Source organism: Paenibacillus sp. FSL R7-0302, from assembly GCF_038006885.1.
Taxonomy (GTDB): domain Bacteria; phylum Bacillota; class Bacilli; order Paenibacillales; family Paenibacillaceae; genus Paenibacillus_AQ.
This window is the reverse complement of record NZ_JBBOWB010000002.1, coordinates 960,177-977,107: the sequence shown is the minus strand read 5'-3', so window position 1 is coordinate 977,107 and position 16,931 is coordinate 960,177. Positions and strand designations below refer to the sequence as shown.

16 protein-coding genes are annotated in these 16,931 nt (G+C 54.5%); 8 read left to right on the top strand and 8 right to left on the bottom strand.

Annotated features, from left to right (window positions below):
- Positions 1–59 precede the first annotated feature (59 nt).
- The 3 genes from MKY96_RS30140 to MKY96_RS30130 all read right to left on the bottom strand — a co-directional run bounded on the left by MKY96_RS30140 (position 60) and on the right by MKY96_RS30130 (position 2,266).
- Complete coding sequence (locus MKY96_RS30140) at positions 60–935, bottom strand: phosphotransferase family protein (RefSeq protein ID WP_340946228.1); 876 nt, start codon at positions 933–935, stop codon at positions 60–62.
- A gap of 225 nt (positions 936–1,160) precedes the next feature.
- Complete coding sequence (locus tag MKY96_RS30135) at positions 1,161–1,643, bottom strand: DinB family protein (RefSeq protein ID WP_340946226.1); 483 nt, start codon at positions 1,641–1,643, stop codon at positions 1,161–1,163.
- 77 nt (positions 1,644–1,720) lie between these two features.
- On the bottom strand, positions 1,721–2,266 hold the full coding sequence (locus MKY96_RS30130; RefSeq protein WP_340946225.1) for a hypothetical protein: 546 nt from the start codon (positions 2,264–2,266) through the stop codon (positions 1,721–1,723).
- A gap of 120 nt (positions 2,267–2,386) precedes the next feature.
- Here MKY96_RS30130 and MKY96_RS30125 point away from each other — a divergent pair, with 120 nt between their 5' ends.
- The gene (locus MKY96_RS30125; RefSeq protein ID WP_340946224.1) at positions 2,387–3,301 is read left to right on the top strand and encodes a phosphatidate cytidylyltransferase; all 915 of its coding nucleotides are present in this window, start codon (positions 2,387–2,389) and stop codon (positions 3,299–3,301) included.
- A gap of 74 nt (positions 3,302–3,375) precedes the next feature.
- Here the strand turns inward: MKY96_RS30125 and MKY96_RS30120 are convergent, their stop codons facing one another.
- The 3 genes from MKY96_RS30120 to MKY96_RS30110 are packed head-to-tail and all read right to left on the bottom strand — an operon-like array spanning position 3,376 to position 7,054.
- A complete protein-coding gene (locus tag MKY96_RS30120) occupies positions 3,376–5,607 on the bottom strand; it encodes a carbohydrate-binding domain-containing protein (protein WP_340946223.1) in 2,232 nt (743 codons plus the stop codon).
- A gap of 27 nt (positions 5,608–5,634) precedes the next feature.
- Positions 5,635–6,318 carry a DUF4956 domain-containing protein gene (locus tag MKY96_RS30115; protein ID WP_340946808.1) on the bottom strand — a complete coding sequence of 228 codons (684 nt, stop codon included), beginning with the start codon at positions 6,316–6,318 and terminating at the stop codon, positions 5,635–5,637.
- Entirely contained in the window at positions 6,311–7,054 is a 744-nt protein-coding gene (locus MKY96_RS30110) for a polyphosphate polymerase domain-containing protein (protein WP_340946221.1), read from the bottom strand. Before MKY96_RS30110 ends, MKY96_RS30115 begins: the two co-directional genes overlap by 8 nt.
- 165 nt (positions 7,055–7,219) lie before the next feature.
- Here MKY96_RS30110 and MKY96_RS30105 point away from each other — a divergent pair, with 165 nt between their 5' ends.
- The 5 genes from MKY96_RS30105 to MKY96_RS30085 all read left to right on the top strand — a co-directional run bounded on the left by MKY96_RS30105 (position 7,220) and on the right by MKY96_RS30085 (position 11,369).
- Positions 7,220–7,897 carry a response regulator transcription factor gene (locus MKY96_RS30105; RefSeq protein WP_340946220.1) on the top strand — a complete coding sequence of 226 codons (678 nt, stop codon included), beginning with the start codon at positions 7,220–7,222 and terminating at the stop codon, positions 7,895–7,897.
- Complete coding sequence (locus MKY96_RS30100; protein WP_340946218.1) at positions 7,897–9,165, top strand: sensor histidine kinase; 1,269 nt, start codon at positions 7,897–7,899, stop codon at positions 9,163–9,165. Before MKY96_RS30105 ends, MKY96_RS30100 begins: the two co-directional genes overlap by 1 nt.
- A gap of 65 nt (positions 9,166–9,230) precedes the next feature.
- Positions 9,231–9,869 (top strand): Vat family streptogramin A O-acetyltransferase, encoded by a 639-nt coding sequence (locus MKY96_RS30095; RefSeq protein ID WP_340946806.1) that lies wholly within the window; start codon positions 9,231–9,233, stop codon positions 9,867–9,869.
- Between the two features lie 247 nt (positions 9,870–10,116).
- Positions 10,117–10,431 carry a helix-turn-helix domain-containing protein gene (locus tag MKY96_RS30090; protein ID WP_340940699.1) on the top strand — a complete coding sequence of 105 codons (315 nt, stop codon included), beginning with the start codon at positions 10,117–10,119 and terminating at the stop codon, positions 10,429–10,431.
- Positions 10,432–10,436: 5 nt separating this feature from the next.
- Complete coding sequence (locus tag MKY96_RS30085) at positions 10,437–11,369, top strand: IS3 family transposase (protein WP_340940700.1); 933 nt, start codon at positions 10,437–10,439, stop codon at positions 11,367–11,369.
- Between the two features lie 394 nt (positions 11,370–11,763).
- Here the strand turns inward: MKY96_RS30085 and MKY96_RS30080 are convergent, their stop codons facing one another.
- The gene (locus MKY96_RS30080; RefSeq protein WP_340946217.1) at positions 11,764–12,834 is read right to left on the bottom strand and encodes a polysaccharide deacetylase family protein; all 1,071 of its coding nucleotides are present in this window, start codon (positions 12,832–12,834) and stop codon (positions 11,764–11,766) included.
- A 394-nt stretch (positions 12,835–13,228) separates the two neighbouring features.
- On the opposite strand from MKY96_RS30080, the gene MKY96_RS30075 reads away from it, so the two are divergent.
- Positions 13,229–14,854: a cellulase family glycosylhydrolase gene (locus MKY96_RS30075; protein WP_340946805.1), complete on the top strand. Its 1,626-nt coding sequence runs from the start codon at positions 13,229–13,231 to the stop codon at positions 14,852–14,854.
- Positions 14,855–14,992: 138 nt separating this feature from the next.
- Here MKY96_RS30075 and MKY96_RS30070 read toward each other — a convergent pair whose 3' ends face one another.
- Positions 14,993–15,577 carry a TetR/AcrR family transcriptional regulator gene (locus MKY96_RS30070; RefSeq protein ID WP_340946216.1) on the bottom strand — a complete coding sequence of 195 codons (585 nt, stop codon included), beginning with the start codon at positions 15,575–15,577 and terminating at the stop codon, positions 14,993–14,995.
- 239 nt (positions 15,578–15,816) lie between these two features.
- Between MKY96_RS30070 and MKY96_RS30065 the strand changes: the two genes are divergently transcribed.
- Entirely contained in the window at positions 15,817–16,905 is a 1,089-nt protein-coding gene (locus MKY96_RS30065) for an NADH:flavin oxidoreductase (protein WP_340946803.1), read from the top strand.
- Positions 16,906–16,931 lie beyond the last annotated feature (26 nt).

Below are 16,931 nucleotides of genomic sequence, written 5' to 3'. Positions count from 1 at the left end.
CTCGGGCGCCTCAGGTGCTCCAGGCTGCAGAATACAGGAATCCGGGAGAAGCCTCTTCCTTAGCTGATTCCGTGCAGCTCTGCGAAGTCCTCACCGAGTGTCCATTCCAGACGTCTGACCCATTCACGCTGCACCTCCTTGGGCGCGATCTGCAGGCGGTGCAGGATATTCCATACCCTGTACAGACTCGCCGCCTTCATCTGCTGCGGCGTGAAGGATAACGGGTTAACAGACAGATAGCCCTGCATGAAGGCAGTGTTGAGCAGCGAGGATTGTACGGGATAATGGTGCTTCGTGAACCAGCAGACCCAGGCTACATCATTCAGCGGGCTGCCCCATTCCGCCCATTCCCAGTCCAGCACATGCAGCAGATCATCGGCTTCACAGAGCAGATTATGTACTCCGTAATCGCCATGGGTCAGGACCCACGGAAGCTCCCCGGCCTCCGCCGCAGACAGCAAGTGAAGCGACTGCCTGCCGAGAGCGGCGGGAACGAATTCCAGCTTCTGAATCACCTGACTCAGTGCAGACCTGTTGCTGAGCCGGATCTCTGTCTCTTGCGGCTGATAAGGGCGGGAATGAATCTGGGCAGCCAGCAGCTGCCCCATTCTGCTGTAGATCCGCTCGGCTCTTGTCCAGTCCCTGGCATCCAGAACGGATTGGGCGTTCCCGCCCTGCATGCAGTCCATGATGATGATGCGCTTCCCGTCCATCTCTGCCACCTCATGCACCACCGGGGTATCACAGCTTCCCTGCACCAGCTGCATTACCTGAACCTCATTGAGCGTATCTTCATTGGACAGATTTGTTATTTTGGCTACAAGCGGCGGCTCGGCCCCCGCCATCAGATAGGTGAGATTCGTATATCCCCCTGTCAGCCGTTCCAGCCGGCAGGCATATCTTGCTTCCAGACCTCTGATGATGTTCTCAATCATGATATGAATCCCTCTCTTTTTCCTTCTGTAAGCCTTTATTCCAAGAATATCACATGCTCCATTTCATTACAGATTAAGCTATTCTGCACAAGCAGATCTATGCTGGCGGCCCTCACTGTATGTATGACAAAGAGACCGGCGAGAGAATCCGGCCAGTCTGCTGGAGCCATGCCTCATAGCGGCATAGCGGTCTCCTGCACAGCCAATGCCTGCCCTGGAAGGGGCTTATGCTTGTGGCCTGGCCGGGACGTACAGCTTGTGGATCAACACCATTTGACCTATATGATAGGCATTATGAGTTGCCGCATTGCTGATGATCTCCCACCATGCAGCCGTTACCGGGAAGCCGTCCACCTGTTCCTCCAGCCCTTCCTCAGACAACAGGCTCTGCCAGTTCAAGAGCGTCTGCAGCAGCCTTCCGCGCAGCTCGCTGAACGCAATATCTGCCGGAAGCCTGAAGCTGAGGTTATTATCCTTCACCGGAGGCACAGCGTCCATACGCCCCTCGCGGTACCGGCTCTGCCAGGCTTCATTCCAGTACAGCAAATGCTGGGTAAGCTCAGCTATGCTGCTGACTCCTTCACCGGGCTTCCAGAACGCTTCCTCCTCGGTCACGTTCTCCACAGCCTGCATATAGGGAAGATGCCAGCTGGGATCGTTGGCCCCGGCCAGCAATTGATTGGCCAGCACATCCTTGGCATGAACCATTCCTTCACTCTCCTCTTCTTCGCATTCCGTTATATTTGAAGTGAAGCCCCCTTTCCCTACCGGGAACGAGGACTTCTCTAGTGGCTGGACGGCTTGTATTCGCTCAGCTTACCGTAATAGACCAGATGCAGCCGGTCGCTCTGCCGGAAGTCATCCGGGGTGACGAGCGCAGGCAGCTTGTTCCACAGCTTAATGCCGGAGCGCTCCAGAATCTCGGCCACGAACTGTGAGCAGAAATAGGAGTTGCTGAACTCCACCGGCTCCTTCAGTGCAATGCCGATAACACCGAGGATATTGTAGAGATACTTCTGGCGGCTGCGGATGAAGACCTGGAGCACCCGCTTCATTTTCTCAACCTCACGGTCCGTAACCTGAAGCTCGTAGATGACGCAGGTCGTCTCCGGGTATTTACTGTAGGTGCCTGTGCGGATATCCTCCTTCACGAACCCGCCGTTCAGCGGATTGGCCGGATGCTTCCTTCCAAAGCTGTATAGCTCGGACAGCTCCCGGTTAAACGAGATCGAGGCATGATTATACGGCGCTTTGGTATAGCCCTGAATGAGCTTCGTGAACAGCGTTCCCGTATTGGTGAGCATGATGTACACCGATGGATCTGCTGACATTTACAATATTTCCCCTTATCAAGTCGGTTGTTTTGCTTCATAATAAGCTGGACGCTTTGTCTATTTTAGCATAAAATCCCTGTATTGAATGCCCACCCCGAGACAAGTTGGTGATTGCTGATGAACCGCTCCTTATTCACACTTATTCTTATTATTGCAGTGCTGTCGGTTGTAAATGTACTGTATCTGATTGTCAGCCGGTTGCAGAAGGACAAGGACTATTCCGGCATCGGCTTCCGGATCAGAACCTGGTGGGGCATGGTGTTTATCTTCTGCCTCGCCACGCTGTCCAATGCTGTTGTCTCCCTGCTGTCCCTGATGGTGCTGAGCTTCTTCGCCCTCAAGGAATACTTCTCCATGATCCGCACCCGCAAAGCAGACCGCAGGCTGTTCCTCTGGGCGTACCTGTCCATTCCGCTGCAATTCTACTGGATCTACGTGGAATGGTACGGGATGTTCATTATCTTCATTCCAGTCTATGTGTTCCTGCTGCTGCCGATTCCCCGGCTGATTAACAAGGGAACGCTCGGCTTCCTGCGCGGTGTCAGCGCGGTGCAGTGGGGACTGATGCTGATGGTCTTCGGGCTTAGCCATCTGGCCTATTTCCAGTTCGCCACGCCGGAATACGGTGCAGGGCTGGTTCTCTTCCTGGTGGTGCTGACCCAGCTCAATGATGCTGTGCATTATCTGGCCTCGCTCTACATCGGCAAGCACCGGATCGTCCCGACCGCGAACCCGAACCTCACCTGGGAGGGCTTCGGCTGTGCGTTCGTGATCACAACGATCGCCTCATATCTGATGTATCCGCACCTCACCCCGCTGAATCCGGCCTTTGGCTATCTCTCCGGCATGCTGATCAGTCTCAGCGGCTTCTTCGGCAGCCTGACAGTCTCCGTCCTGAAGCGGGATCTGCTGATCGGGGACGATGACAAATTCGCTGCCCTTAAGCAAAGCTATCTGAGCCGCGTAGACAGTCTTGCCTACACCGCACCGGTATTCTTCCATGTGATCCGCTACTATTTCGACTTCATGTAGCCGCTGATCACACTTATATTTGTACAAAAACAGAGACTATCCGCTAATGGATAGTCTCTGCTCTGTTGTCCCGCTTAATTCGTGCTTGTACCTGCACTGTCTGGAGCTGTAGTGCCTGCATCGGCCGGCTTCGTGGTGCCCGCGTCGGCTGGCTTCGTGGTGCCCGCGTCCGCAGGCGGCGTTCCTCCCTCTCCGCCTGGTCCGCCTCCGGCTCTGTTGCCTCTGCCGCCGCCGAAGCCTCCCGGCCCGCCCATACCGCTGCCGCCTGTGGTTACACCCGATGCATTCACCCAGGTCACTGTACTGGTGATGTCAAAAGCAACGAATTTGCTGCCCTCGCTGTACGTCCCGCCGGTATACAGTCCATCCGCAGCTGTTCCAGTAGAGCTGCCTCCGGTATAGACGGCATAAGAGCCGTCCTTCAGCTCTGGAGCGCTAACTACGACGGTCTGGAAGCTCTTCGCCGGAGCGAAGGTCAGAATAACATTACCGTCAGCGTCTTCCAAATGAACCATCGTTCCGGCCTGCTGAGTAGCTGCGAATTCCACGCTTACCGAATACTGGCCGGAGTCCTCGCCCGGAGCCTGTGCCATGCCGGAAGCGCCTGCGGCTACCAGGAATCCGCCTGTGATGTTGAAGGCCCCGTCATAATCCAAGGCACCGTTGCCGGAGTTCTCGGGGCCATTCACAATGACGGTGCCCCCGGTCATAGTCACCGAGCCGTTAGAGTCCAGGCCATCGCCTGCGGCATCTACAGTCAGGGTACCGCCGCTGATGGTCAGCAGGTTGCTGCCGGTGCTGCTGAACGAATCCTGAGCCTGCGTTCCTGCTGCCGTATTAGCATCGTTGCCTCCGGCCACATTGACGCCATCGTCTGTAGCTGTCACATGGATCTCACCGCCGGATATGGTGATGTCCGCCCCTTCTATCCCTTCATAGCTCCGCGTAATATTGACGGTGCCGCCCGATATCGAGACCAGAGCATCGGCGTGAAGCCCGTCATCCCCTGTAGCGATCTGGAATTCCCCATCCGTTACCGAGAGGCTGCTGTTACTGTGCAGCGCATCATCTGCGGCGTCCACCGTGAAGCTTCCGCCGTTCACCGTCAGGTTGCCGCCTGCCTTAATCCCTTTGGCGCTGACGGATTCTGTCTCCGCCGCTGCTGTGGTGTCCGTCTGTGCCGCTGAAGCGGTGTCTGACTGCGCCACGGCTGCGGTGCCACTCTCCGCTGCTTGGGGCTGGTCAGCCGCCGGCCCAGCATCCACCGCAGGCGGCGTACCCCCTTCTTCCCCGGGAGCAGGGAAGGCTCCACCCTCCGGACGCTGGCCGAAGCCGCCGCCCATTCCCGGCCCTCCCTGATCGCCGGTCTTCACTTCGGCATTCACATAGCCGCCGCCAGTCACCAGTGTATACGTGCCGCCGTCGATGACAGCAGCGGTCTCCGCTTGTATCCCGTCATTACCGGCCGTAATATCAAAGGTCCCGCCTGCAATGGCGATGAAGCCCTTGGCGGCATCCTTATCGTTGGTTGATTTGATGCCATCGCCTGCTGCTTGAATCGTTAGATTGCCGTCCTGAATGGCAATCATGTCTTTGCCGACAATACCGTCATCTGCTGCCTGCACTTCGATGGTGCCGGACATGATTTTGAGATCATCCTTGCCGGTGATGCCGTCGTTATAGTTGCCGGTTACCGTCAGCTTGCCGGTGCCGTTAATCGTCAGGTCTGCTTTGCTGAAGACCGCCGCGCTTGGCTCATCCTCAGCTCCGTCTGCGAATACATAGGCGGCTCCATCCGTCACACTGTTATCCGTCCCTTTCTGCAAGGTGATGACCACTTTGCCGGCTTCCTTGATGTAGACCGGGGCACTATCGCTGTCCGTCAGGTGAGCGCCGTTCAGCACCAGCCTTACGGTCCCTTTGGCCTGCTCATCTACGATAATCTGGCCGTCACTCAGTGTGCCGCTAAGCACATAAGTGCCTGCTTCTGTAATAGTTACCGTGCCCTTTTGCGCCGTTGCGCCTGCACCGTCCACCACAGCAGCAGTGCCAGCCAGAGTTATTGCGGTCGAATCTGCTGCCGTCCAGGCAGTTACAGTATCCTCTTCCTCCCAAGTCACAAGATCTGCCGCCTTCACACTTGCCGGCTGCACAGCGGCAGAGGAACTGCTCTGCACGGCCGCAACTGATGCACCCGCGTTGTTACTTGTATCTGATGGCGTAGCGACTTTTGCACTGCATGCCGACATGACTGCGGCGCATAGCAGCATAAGTCCGATTTTACCGGCTGTTAATCTGTTCTTCATCAGTCATCATTCCCTTCCTGTAGCGGATTAGTATTCATTCATGACAGGTGCCATGGTTAGTGAGAGATCCAGGTTCCCGTTACGTGTGCGGATGGCGTCCAGCAGCTCCTTCTGGCTCGTCTGCTCATTAATCGTTACTGCGTAGACCAGCTCATACAGGCTGCCCAGCTCCGTGGTTCTGATCTTCTTCAGCTCGTAGGCGACATTGAAGGTATTGAAGACCTCCGCGAAGGCCTCCTCATAGCCCAGATTCTCAGGGATCGTTACCTTCAGTGTCTTGTGCATCGACTGCTTAAGTCCAAAGCCCGTACGGTTAAGCACGGCCATCAGAGCGCAGAGGATAAGGGTGAAGAAGACCGCGTAACCGAACGCCCCTACCCCGCAGGCCAGCCCGGAGGCCATGGTGAACAGGACAAAAGTGATATCCTTCGGATCGCCGGGAGCGCTTCGGAACCGGATGATCGAGAAAGCACCCGCCAGGCTGAAGGCCCGGGCCACATTGCTGCCAATGAGCAGAATAATGATAGCAACAATCACCGGCAGCAGAACCATGGTCAGTGTGAAGCTCTGCGAGTATCCGGCGGGGCTCGTCTTCATGTAGGTGAAGCTGATTAGCCCGCCGAGTATAATGGCGATGACGATGGTTAAGGCAGCATTCATGAACGTTAGTTCCGAAGTAGACTCCGCTACGGCAAAAATCGAATCAAGCATATAGAACACTCTCTCTTTCTGATTGGCTGTTTCGCAGCATCTTTTTATATTCGTTGCCGTATTTGGAGAAGCTGGTGCGGTACATCTGATGCTCCGACAGCATCCTGGCCAGCCAGACCGGAATGGTCTTCTCCGCCTTCACTTCCATCAGCCATTGCCCCGGCTCCAGCAGCTCCTCGCCATACACGCCGTGCTCCAGCTTCAGATCATACCGGCGGCAGCGGATGTTGGTGTCGAAGGTGATGCGCAGGTCCCTGTTATTTTTACAGAACATGGCTTTGCGGTCATAGGACAGATACAGCTTCGGCTGCAGATCATAGCGGGTCAGCAAGTACTTGATCTCTTCAATCACCTGCTTGTTCATATAACTCTCGAATTCAGGCTCTCTGCCGCTCTCAATGAACGTATAGGCCTCTTTCAGCGTCAGTGAGGTTCTCCTCTTGTTGACCAGACCCAGCACCTTCTTCTTGATCTCCAGATAGACTCTGGTGTCGCCTTCAGGAATGCCGTAGGCCCGGATGCGGAGCTTCTCCTTGTATTTCGGCTTCGCCAGGCTGCTGCGGATCAGGGAATTCTGCGGGGTGTCATAATACAGATTGGTGATAGAATAAAATTCGTGCTGCTTGTTGTACGCATCGGGCTCCATATATTCCAGCAGTTCGTCATAGAGCTTCAGATAAGATTCGTGGTCGAACAGATACTTGTTCTCGTAGCGGTTGAAGACCTCGATCGCCATAGGGTTCAGATCCTTTCGGGTGAGTATGGGGTGCACTTGCTTATGAATGTATCTTAGCCCCCGAACCTTTAACGAATCTTAAATGGGTTAAGGTTGATTAAAGGTCCCCTTGATATAATGGCACCAGCAGCAAGTACCTTACTTAGGAAGAGGATGAGCCATCCCATGAGAATATTAATTGTAGAAGACGAGGTCCATCTGGCGGAGGCCTTAACCCAAATCCTCAAAAAACACAATTATTCGGTAGATGCGGTGCATGACGGCAGAGCCGGTCTCGATTATGCGCAGAGCGGGATCTATGACCTGCTGCTGCTGGATATTATGATGCCGGAGCTGGACGGAATCAGCGTGCTGAAGATCCTGCGAAGGGACGGAGTCTCCACACCGGTCATTATGCTTACCGCAAAAGGGGAGATCACCGATATGGTGACCGGACTCGATCATGGAGCAGACGATTATATCGCCAAGCCGTTCGCTTCAGAGGAGCTGCTGGCCCGTATCCGGGCTGCGCTGCGGCGTAAGGGCGAGGTGATTCCTGACGATGCCCTGAAGTTCGGGGATCTGGAGCTGAATACGGCTAACCCGAAGCTGACGGTGAAGGGCAAGGAGATGAAGCTAAATCTCAAGGAGACGGAGCTGCTGGAGCTGCTGATCCTAAGGAAGCAGGCGGTCACCTCGAAGGAGCAGATCATTGAGAAGCTGTGGGGGTTCGATTCCGATGCGGAGCATAATAACGTGGAGGTCTATATTTCTTTTTTGCGTAAAAAGCTGGCCTTCCTGAACTCGGAGGTGCGCATCAGCACGATTAGGGGCGTAGGGTACGTGCTGGAGGGGAGTGCCTGATGTTCAATAAACTCCGAACCCGGTTCCTGATTGTCAATCTGGTCACCATCTCCATCATCATGCTGGTGGCCTTCGCCGCCATCTACATCTTCACGTACCGCAATGTGCAGGGAGACATCGATATGGCGCTCCACCGGATTGCGGACATGCAGCAGCGAGGTCCGGGCGACGGGCAAGGTCCGCGCGGTCCGGGAGGCGGCGGGGGGGCCAGCCCCATGGATAAAGGGCCGATCGACCCTTACCAGCCGGAGCGTTCCGTCTCGTTCACGGTACAAACAGATGCCAGCGGCGCGATGACCGGCAAAGAATCGAAGTTCACGATGGACGATGAACTCTATACCGCCGCACTGAAGGAGGCTCAGGGTATCGGCAAGGATACCGGCCGGTTCACGCTGGACGGCAGCCGCTGGATCTTCATGGCCAAGCCTGTAAGCAGCGGACAACAGTATGTCTTCATGGACATCACCGCCCAGCAGCAGATCCTGACGAACCTGATCTATACCTTCGCGGCTGTCGGCCTGCTGACGCTGGTCATCCTCTACTTCACCAGCCGCTACTTTGCGGGGCGCTCGATTGCGCCGGTGCGGGAGGCTTTTGACAAGCAGAAGCAGTTCATTGCCGACGCCTCCCATGAGCTGAAGACGCCGCTGACGATTATTAACACCAACGCGGATGTGCTGCTGGCGAACAGTGAGGATACGATCCGCAATCAGGCAAAATGGCTGCAATATATCAAGTCCGAGACGGAACGCATGACCCGGCTGACTAACGATCTGCTGTACCTGACGGAGATGGATGACTCCCGGACCGGGAAGCTCCACAGCCGGTTCAATATGAGCGAGGCAGTTGAGAATATTATTCTGACCATGGAGGCAGTCATCTTCGAGAAGAACCTCTCCTTCGACTACGATATTCAGCCCGGGCTTACCGTGCTGGGCAACAACGAGCAGATCAAGCAGGTGGTCATGATTCTGCTCGATAACGCAGTGAAATATACGAATCCCAAGGGCGCTGTACACATCTCGCTCTATAAGCAGAACAGCGATGTCCTCCTCTCCGTCTCGAATACAGGGGAAGGCATCGCGGCGGAGCATCTGGCGCGGATCTTTGACCGCTTTTACCGTACGGATACCTCCAGAGCGCGCAAGCAGGGCGGCTACGGGCTGGGTCTGGCTATCGCGAGGTCCATTGTGGACCAGCATCAAGGAAAGATCTATGCAAAGAGCGTGACCGGAGAGTCCGTGACCTTCTATGTGCAGTTGCCTTGAGGGAGCCATCGGTTATAATGGGGACTTATATGAACCCTATCATTCTTCTGGAAAGGTGTGTGCTTATGCAGCCTGTTGGTCCGAATCCGAACGCAATCCATCCCAATCCCCAGATCAGACAGGTCCGTTTTATCAAAAATACGCTGACCCGCCCCAACATCATCGCCGGAGACTTCTCCTACTATGATGATCCCGACGAGGCGGTGACCTTCGAGAGCCGTGTTACCCATCACTATGAGTTCATCGGCGACAAGCTGATTATCGGCAAGTTCTGCGCCATCGCCAGGGGTACCGAGTTCATTATGAACGGCGCCAACCACCGGATGGGCTCCGTGACCACCTACCCCTTCAACATTATGGGCGGCGGGTGGGAGCAGGCCACTCCTGAACTGGCGGATCTGCCCTACAAAGGCGATACCGTTATCGGCAACGATGTCTGGATCGGCCAGAATGCAACGATTATGCCTGGCGTGACCATTGGCGACGGGGCGATTATCGCCGCTAATGCTACCGTCACCAAGGATGTTCCCGCATACCATATTGCCGGGGGCAATCCCGCCCGAATTCTGCGGCAGCGTTTCGATGACGAGCTCATCGCCCTGCTGCTGGAGCTGAAGTGGTGGGACTGGAGCGCTGAGAAGATCACCGCCCATCTGAAGGAGCTGTGCAGCAGTGATCTGGAGCAGATCCGGAGGCTGGTTTAGGGCGGGACTGAACCAGAACAAAATTACCCTAAAGGATGAATAAGATTACCTTCGCGCGAGCACAATATATGCTGTTTTTCACATACACTCAGGTCATATGCCTGCTTGCGAGTATAATGTATGCTGTTTTTCACATATATTCAGGCCATGCGCCTGCTTGCGAGCACAATATCTCCACAGCCCCCTAAAGAAGTTGGAGTCCTCCCCCACAAAAATGTAGACTAGATATAGGAGGAGGATGAACGGTATGGGACACTTAACAGGAACAAGAGAGAAGGCTGCGCAAGAGGTGTTGTCAGGCATTAAGGCAGCGGTGGTTGCCCGAAAGTATGGGGTGACCCCATCGACGGTGAATCAGTGGGTGAGGGACTACCGAGAGACCCATGGGGAACAAGATCATCCGTATCCCCAGGAGCAGGTGGAGGAACTGAAGCGCCTCCTGGAAGTGGAGCAGAAATACGAGAAGGCCGTCAAGATCCTCGGCGAAAAGGAGTTAGAGATCGAGATTCTACGTGAACTGCTAAAAAAGCCAACCCCTGCTTATCCGAAAAAATCGAGGTAGCCGACATGTTCATTAAGCAGGGGAATACCGCAGCGTTGGTACTACGTCTCGTGGGGCTAGCAGAGTCTACGTATTACGACCGTAAGAAACGCAAGAAGCAGGTTGCACAGGCCGTATCCCAGGGGCGCGGAAGACCCGTACCCGGCTATTCCCTGACCGAGTCTGGAGAGAAGATTAGCGACGAGGAAATCCAGGAATGGCTGCTGGAATTAATCACTGGAGAAGAGCATGTGTACGGATACAAACTTCTGGCCAAGTGCTTATGGAACCAGCACGGGCTGAGGCTCAATCACAAGAAAAGCTATCGGCTGTGTCAGGCGCTGGATATCCTGCAGCCGCAGCGCCACAAGCGCTTTAAGCACCCCCGGAAGCTGCCGGAGAACCGAGTCATTACCGGGGCGGGCCAGCTCTGGCAGATGGACATTAAGTACGGGTACGTGGCGGGCCGTGACCGGCATTTCTTTGTCCTGAGCATTATCGATGTGTTTACCCGTGTTATCGTCGGCTACCACCGAGGATCGTCGTGTGAGGCCAAGCACGCCTGCCAGACGCTGGGACGCGCCATGGAGCAACACTGCGCCCCTGACAGCGCACGCCCGGTGATCCGCACCGACAACGGTCCACAGTTCGTCAGCCACCTGTTTGGCGACATGTGTGAAAGCTGGGAAATGACCCATGAACGTATTCCGCCTCGAACGCCGGATTTCAATGCTTTTATTGAATCGTTCCACAGTAATATTGATCGGGATTTGTTCCGCAAAGAGGCCTTCGACACGTTCGAAGAGGCCTATGAAGCAGTGGACCGGTACATGGACTTTTACAACAATCGCAGAATGCATACGAGCCTTCGGAACATGCCGCCAGCTACCTTTGCGGAGTGGGTCCAGACTCTAGAAGACCGCTCCCGCTTCTTCTGGCCGAGAGAAAAAGCGAAATAAAGAGCATATGTACGACAAGTGCTGATTTTATATGGAGGACTCCGGGATAAGGGGGTCGCACCGATATATGCTGTTTTTCACATATATTCAGGCCGTGCGCCTGCTTGCGAGCACAATATATGCTGTTTTTCACGTATATTTGGTCCATATTTCCGCTGTAACAACCAATTGTATTCGGTTGTAAGCATACCCTCAGCCTTCAGTCACATTTAGCATCAAAGTCCTTCTACGAATCATTCAAAGAACTCGTTCCACAAAATTACCCTGCGGGTGAATGAAGAGCAAGCTAACGCTGGAGGATAAGTTATCGTGTGAAACCGATAGGCTTATACTTGAATAAGGGGGTGCCCGTCAGCTATGCGATAGCTGGGGCACCCCCTTCAATTTTGTAGCTTTAGTTAATCTCCAAATAATCAATATAAGCATCCCAAGTCCCGTCATCGGCGGTAACCACCAGCTCAATCACCTGATTGCCAGTTCCATGGCTGACATTGCTGATCGTATAGACTGCAGGGCTGCTTCCCCCGTAGTAAAAGGTCCCCTTCGTCACCCCGCTGATCTTGAGGTCCACCCTGGCCATATTGGCGTTATTGGAGGCCCCGCGCAGGGAGAAATTATGGGTGCCGCTGGTGAAATTCTGGGTGTACTTCACAGAATCATTATTAGCGTATAAGGCAACTCCGGAGAAAGGGGAGCTAATATTGGCGGCATATTGACCGGCCTTGGTCATGCTCTCCGCCTCTACCTTCGTTACAGCGGGGCCAGGACCATTGCCACCGCCATCAGGCGCAACCGCCCTGCCGGTGGTCGGAGAAATCATGCCTGAACACAGGTTGCGGTTCTTGAGATTCTGCGCAATCTGCGGAACCGCCTGGAGTGTGGGCTGATACTGGTCATGCATCAAGATGACATCCCCATTCTTCATCGTGCCCACAGCGGCCACGATCTGGGCGGTTCCCGCTCCGTTCCAGTCCTGGGAATCCACGTTCCAGAGCACTTCGGTAAGGCCGTTCTGGGCCTCGATGGACTTGAGAGTCGCGTTGGTCGCCCCATACGGCGGACGGAACAGCTTCGGAGCGGTGCCGGTAATAGACTGCAGCGTCTGCTGCGTCTGCGTAATCTGAGACGTGACCTGGGAAGCGCCCAACTGTGTCAGATTAGGATGCGACCAGGAGTGGTTGCCGATCCACATTCCTGCGTTCTTCTGGGCCAGTACAAGCGAAGGATTGTTCTGCGCATTCTGCCCGATATTGAAGAACGTGGCGCGCAGGCCATTCTGCTGCAGAGCATTCAGCAGATTCGTCGTGGTGCTTGGATTAGGCCCGTCATCATACGTTAGAGCGACGTAGCCCGCCGAGCAATCGGCGGCGAACACCTTCTCCCCGCCCAAAGCCAGCGACCCCATAAATAAAGACACGACAAGCGACCCGATAGCTGCCCATTGTATAGCTTTACTTTTAAACATTCTTCTAATCTCCTCTCGAATGAAATAGTTTCCTGACTGTAACCGTTAAGCAGTAAATCTTAAGGATGAAGCCGCTAAGACTATAACTGTATGTATACGCTCCGTTGTTATCAATCGCTTACATTAGTAATTATAGCAATTATTCCCTTTTTAAGCTAGGTGGTATTCTTACAATTTGGGATAATTACTAGCGGGGACAAGGAGAGATATAACAGGGGCGAGTACCCCCCGTTCCTGCAACCCCCTCCTGTTTTATTCAATAATTTTCCATATTTAAGACCCATCCAGGATGAATAGGTTTTCATTTTACCCGTATGATATAAAGTTCGACTTTATCAAGAACCATATACGAGGAGGAAGATGAATGACCTTTGGTTTCAGGACATTGGGGACAATGCTTTTGGCTCTAACACTGCTTGCAGGTACCGCCGCTATTGCCGGACAGCCGGTGAAGGCTGAGGGGGCAGGGAAGCTTTTTTATCACACCTCGGGCAGCCGGATTGTAGACTCGCAGGGGAACCCGGCCGTGTTCAACGGACTGAACTGGTTTGGCTTCGAGACGCCGAACTATTCCCCGCACGGATTATGGTCGCGTTCCATGGATGATGTGCTCGATCAGGTCCGCGCAGAAGGGTACAACTTGATTCGCCTGCCGTTCAGCAGTCAAATGTTCGATCCGGCTTCCCAGGCCAACAGCATTGATTATGCCAAAAACCCGGACCTGGCCGGTCTGACTCCCATCGAAATTATGGATACCTTAATTGAAAAAGCCGGCCAGCGCGGCATTCAAATCTTCCTGGACCGGCACCGTCCCGATTCCGGCGGGCAATCGACGCTCTGGTATACCGCCGCTTATCCTGAATCCCGCTGGATCAGTGACTGGGTGATGCTGGCTGCACGGTATGCGAATAATCCTACGGTGATCGGCGCAGATCTGCATAATGAGCCTCACGGCACGGCAAGCTGGGGGACCGGTGATCTCAGCACAGACTGGCGGCTCGCGGCCCAGCGGGCAGGGAATGCCATCCTTACGGTTAATCCGCACTGGCTGATCATCGTCGAAGGGATTGAGCAGAATGTCCAGGGTAACACCAGCAAGTACTGGTGGGGCGGCAACCTTACCGGGGTGCGGAATTATCCGGTAACGCTTACCGTACCTAATCAAGTGGTGTATTCTCCGCATGATTACGGTCCCGGGGTGGCGGAGCAGCCATGGTTCAGCGATCCGGCTTTTCCGGCGAACCTGCCTGCTATATGGGATCAGACCTGGGGCTATATCAGCAAAGAGAACATTGCCCCTCTAATCATGGGTGAATTCGGAGGCCGCAGCGTGGACACCCTCTCGGTTGAAGGGAAGTGGCAAAATAAACTAGTCGATTACATCGGCACGAATGATCTCTATTGGACCTACTGGACACTGAACCCCAACAGCGGGGATACCGGCGGTCTACTGCAGGATGACTGGGTAACCTGGAACCGGCCGAAGCAGCTCATGCTGAACCGGATCATGAAGACGGTCACCTTCCCTCCTATTGAGGAGCCCGGCGGCCCCGGGGCAGGACCTGTAACCGCCACTCCGCTCTACCGCAGTGATGAGACCGGCAACAACGTGGGCTCCATCCGGGCCAGTCTCCAGCTGAAGAGCACTTCCACCGTCCCCGTCCCGCTAAGCCAATTCACAATCCGTTACTGGTTCACCCAGGACGGCAGCACCGCCCATACCATGGAGATTGACTACGCCGTCGTCGGCAAAAATAATATCCAGACCACCATCGTCCCGCTCGCGGTCCCGGTCCCGAACGCGGATGCCTACGCTGAAATCTCCTTCAAGGATGGGGCGGGCAGTCTGGCGGCTTCCGGCTCGACCGGAGATATCCAGTTCCGTATTCACAAGGATAACTATGCGAATTACAGCCAGGCCAACGATTACTCTTTCCGGCCGCTGCTGACCAGCTACACCGCCAATGACCGGATCACAGTCTACCATAACGGAACGCTCATTTACGGGGTAGAGCCGTAACCAAGCGGAAACGGCTACGAGGCTGTCCCAAAAGCAGGTTTTCTACGGCAGAAGACAGTTTTCTTCATTCTTAAAACCACAAAAAGTGAGCAAAGCAGCGATCCTCCAAATGGGAGAATCGCTGCTCTGCGTTTTTGGTCATTGGGGGCTCATGGGAAATCCGCCCGTGATCAGCGGCATTACCCGCTCCGCCAGTTCGGAGGAAGACTCTGATCTTCCCTCCAGATTCCAGCGGTAGGTTACGCCATATAAGGACCAGCTTAGCAGCGTGGCGGCAGTTGCAAGCGGCTTCGAATCTGTAGCCGCAGCTGGTCCGGAGATCAGCTGCAGGATGAGTTTCTCGAGATGCAGCTTAATATTCTCCTCCAGCAAGAGAGCTACAGAATCATATCTTTTGAAACAGCGGTGACTGGTTTCATGATAATTACATAATGCTACTATCAGCTCTTGAAGCGTTTTCTCGGTCAACGGTCCTTTGGCATCGACTTTATGGAGGACCATATTCGTAAAGGCATCTAACAAAAAGGCTTCGAACAGCGCATATTTATCCTGGAAATGGGCATAAAAGGTGGTCCTGTTAATCGTAGCTGCTTTGGTAATGTCGCCGACGGTTATCGAGTTGAAGTCCATAATATTCAATTGCCGGACGAAGGCATCCAGAATTAATTGACGGGTCCGAATCACCCGCGGGTCGTTCGGATTGGGGGGAAGTATGCCAGCCATCCAAGGAGCACCCCTTTCAGAAGAGATTATAATCCTCTTATTATAAACATGTGCTCTGTACACAACAAATAGGATCTGCCAATACGACAGTTTTTCCGGCTTCTAGCTTAAGCAACAACTTGCGCAGTTTGTTGGTTGAAGGGTGGACTGGAGCTTGTTACTATTGCATTCATACCCCGCTTTGAGAATAATCATTCAACCTACAGGAGGCGTTAACCACGGCTAAACAACAGGAGCAAATCCACTCACTGGAGACCTTATTTGAACCGTACACGGTTCAACAATTAACTATACCCAACCGGATTGTAATGTCACCGATGGCGCGTGCTTTTTCACCGGAGGGAGTACCGGGTGAGGATATGGCAGCGTATTACCGCCGCCGTGCTGAGAATGGGGTGGGGTTAATCATCACCGTTGGTATGATTGACCATCCGGCAGCAAGCAGTGATCCGGGACTGGCTAATCTCTTTGGTGAAGCCGCTCTGAACGGCTGGCGTGAAGTCGTCAGAGCGGTTCATGAGGCCGGCGGTATCATTTTTCCGCAGTTGTCACATATGGGAATGATTCGGCCCATGGGTTCCCAGCCCTACCCGGATTCACCATCGATCGGGCCATCAGGACTTGACATGCAGGGGAACAAGATAAGCGGGCCGATGACAGAAGAAGAAATTGCGGGGGTCATTCAAGCCTATGCCGATGCGGCAGTGAATGCACAGCAAGCTGGCTTCGACGGAATAGAGCTCTCCGGCGGCCACGGCTTGTTGATTGACCAGTTCTTCTGGGAAAGAACCAATCAGCGGACGGACCGCTATGGCGGCGATTTCCTGAAGCGTACCCGGTTTGCAGCCGAAGTTGTCCAGGCCGTCCGCGCTGCAGTCGGACCGGATTATCCGATTTCCATCCGGTTGTCCCAGTGGAAGATGACGGATTACACGGCGAAGCTGGTGGATACACCGGAGCAGCTGGAGCAATTCCTGGATGTGCTGGTACAGGCAGGGGTGGATATCTTCCACATCTCGACCCGCAGGTTCTGGGACCCGGAATTCGCGGGCTCGGAGCTGGGTCTCGCCGGATGGGTGAAGAAGCTTACCGGGAAGACAACGATTGCCGTTGGTTCCGTAGGCATGGCCAATGATCCCGCTGAAGGCGGGGAAGCAGATCATCAAGGGATGGAGGAGCTGCTGAAGCGGCTGGACCACCAGGAGTTCGATCTGGTAGCGGTTGGACGCGCACTTCTGGGTGATCCGGCATGGGCGAAGAAAATCCGTGAGGGCAGGCTGGAAGAGATTCAAGCTTTTACTCCAGAGGCGGCGGCCCAATTGTATTGAATCATAGATAATCTCCAAGAACCGCT

Bases quoted from the DNA above. Each gene is read 5' to 3' on its own strand.
- MKY96_RS30115 (WP_340946808.1), bottom strand. From the start codon at position 6,318: ATGCTTGATTCGATTTTTGCCGTAGCGGAGTCTACTTCGGAACTAACG.
- MKY96_RS30075 (WP_340946805.1), top strand. From the start codon at position 13,229: ATGCTTTTGGCTCTAACACTGCTTGCAGGTACCGCCGCTATTGCCGGA.
- MKY96_RS30140 (WP_340946228.1), bottom strand. From the start codon at position 935: ATGATTGAGAACATCATCAGAGGTCTGGAAGCAAGATATGCCTGCCGG.
- MKY96_RS30090 (WP_340940699.1), top strand. From the start codon at position 10,117: ATGGGACACTTAACAGGAACAAGAGAGAAGGCTGCGCAAGAGGTGTTG.
- MKY96_RS30105 (WP_340946220.1), top strand. From the start codon at position 7,220: ATGAGAATATTAATTGTAGAAGACGAGGTCCATCTGGCGGAGGCCTTA.
- MKY96_RS30135 (WP_340946226.1), bottom strand. From the start codon at position 1,643: ATGGTTCATGCCAAGGATGTGCTGGCCAATCAATTGCTGGCCGGGGCC.
- MKY96_RS30085 (WP_340940700.1), top strand. From the start codon at position 10,437: ATGTTCATTAAGCAGGGGAATACCGCAGCGTTGGTACTACGTCTCGTG.
- MKY96_RS30080 (WP_340946217.1), bottom strand. From the start codon at position 12,834: ATGTTTAAAAGTAAAGCTATACAATGGGCAGCTATCGGGTCGCTTGTC.
- MKY96_RS30120 (WP_340946223.1), bottom strand. From the start codon at position 5,607: ATGAAGAACAGATTAACAGCCGGTAAAATCGGACTTATGCTGCTATGC.
- MKY96_RS30110 (WP_340946221.1), bottom strand. From the start codon at position 7,054: ATGGCGATCGAGGTCTTCAACCGCTACGAGAACAAGTATCTGTTCGAC.
- MKY96_RS30125 (WP_340946224.1), top strand. From the start codon at position 2,387: ATGAACCGCTCCTTATTCACACTTATTCTTATTATTGCAGTGCTGTCG.
- MKY96_RS30130 (WP_340946225.1), bottom strand. From the start codon at position 2,266: ATGTCAGCAGATCCATCGGTGTACATCATGCTCACCAATACGGGAACG.
- MKY96_RS30095 (WP_340946806.1), top strand. From the start codon at position 9,231: ATGCAGCCTGTTGGTCCGAATCCGAACGCAATCCATCCCAATCCCCAG.
- MKY96_RS30070 (WP_340946216.1), bottom strand. From the start codon at position 15,577: ATGGCTGGCATACTTCCCCCCAATCCGAACGACCCGCGGGTGATTCGG.
- MKY96_RS30100 (WP_340946218.1), top strand. From the start codon at position 7,897: ATGTTCAATAAACTCCGAACCCGGTTCCTGATTGTCAATCTGGTCACC.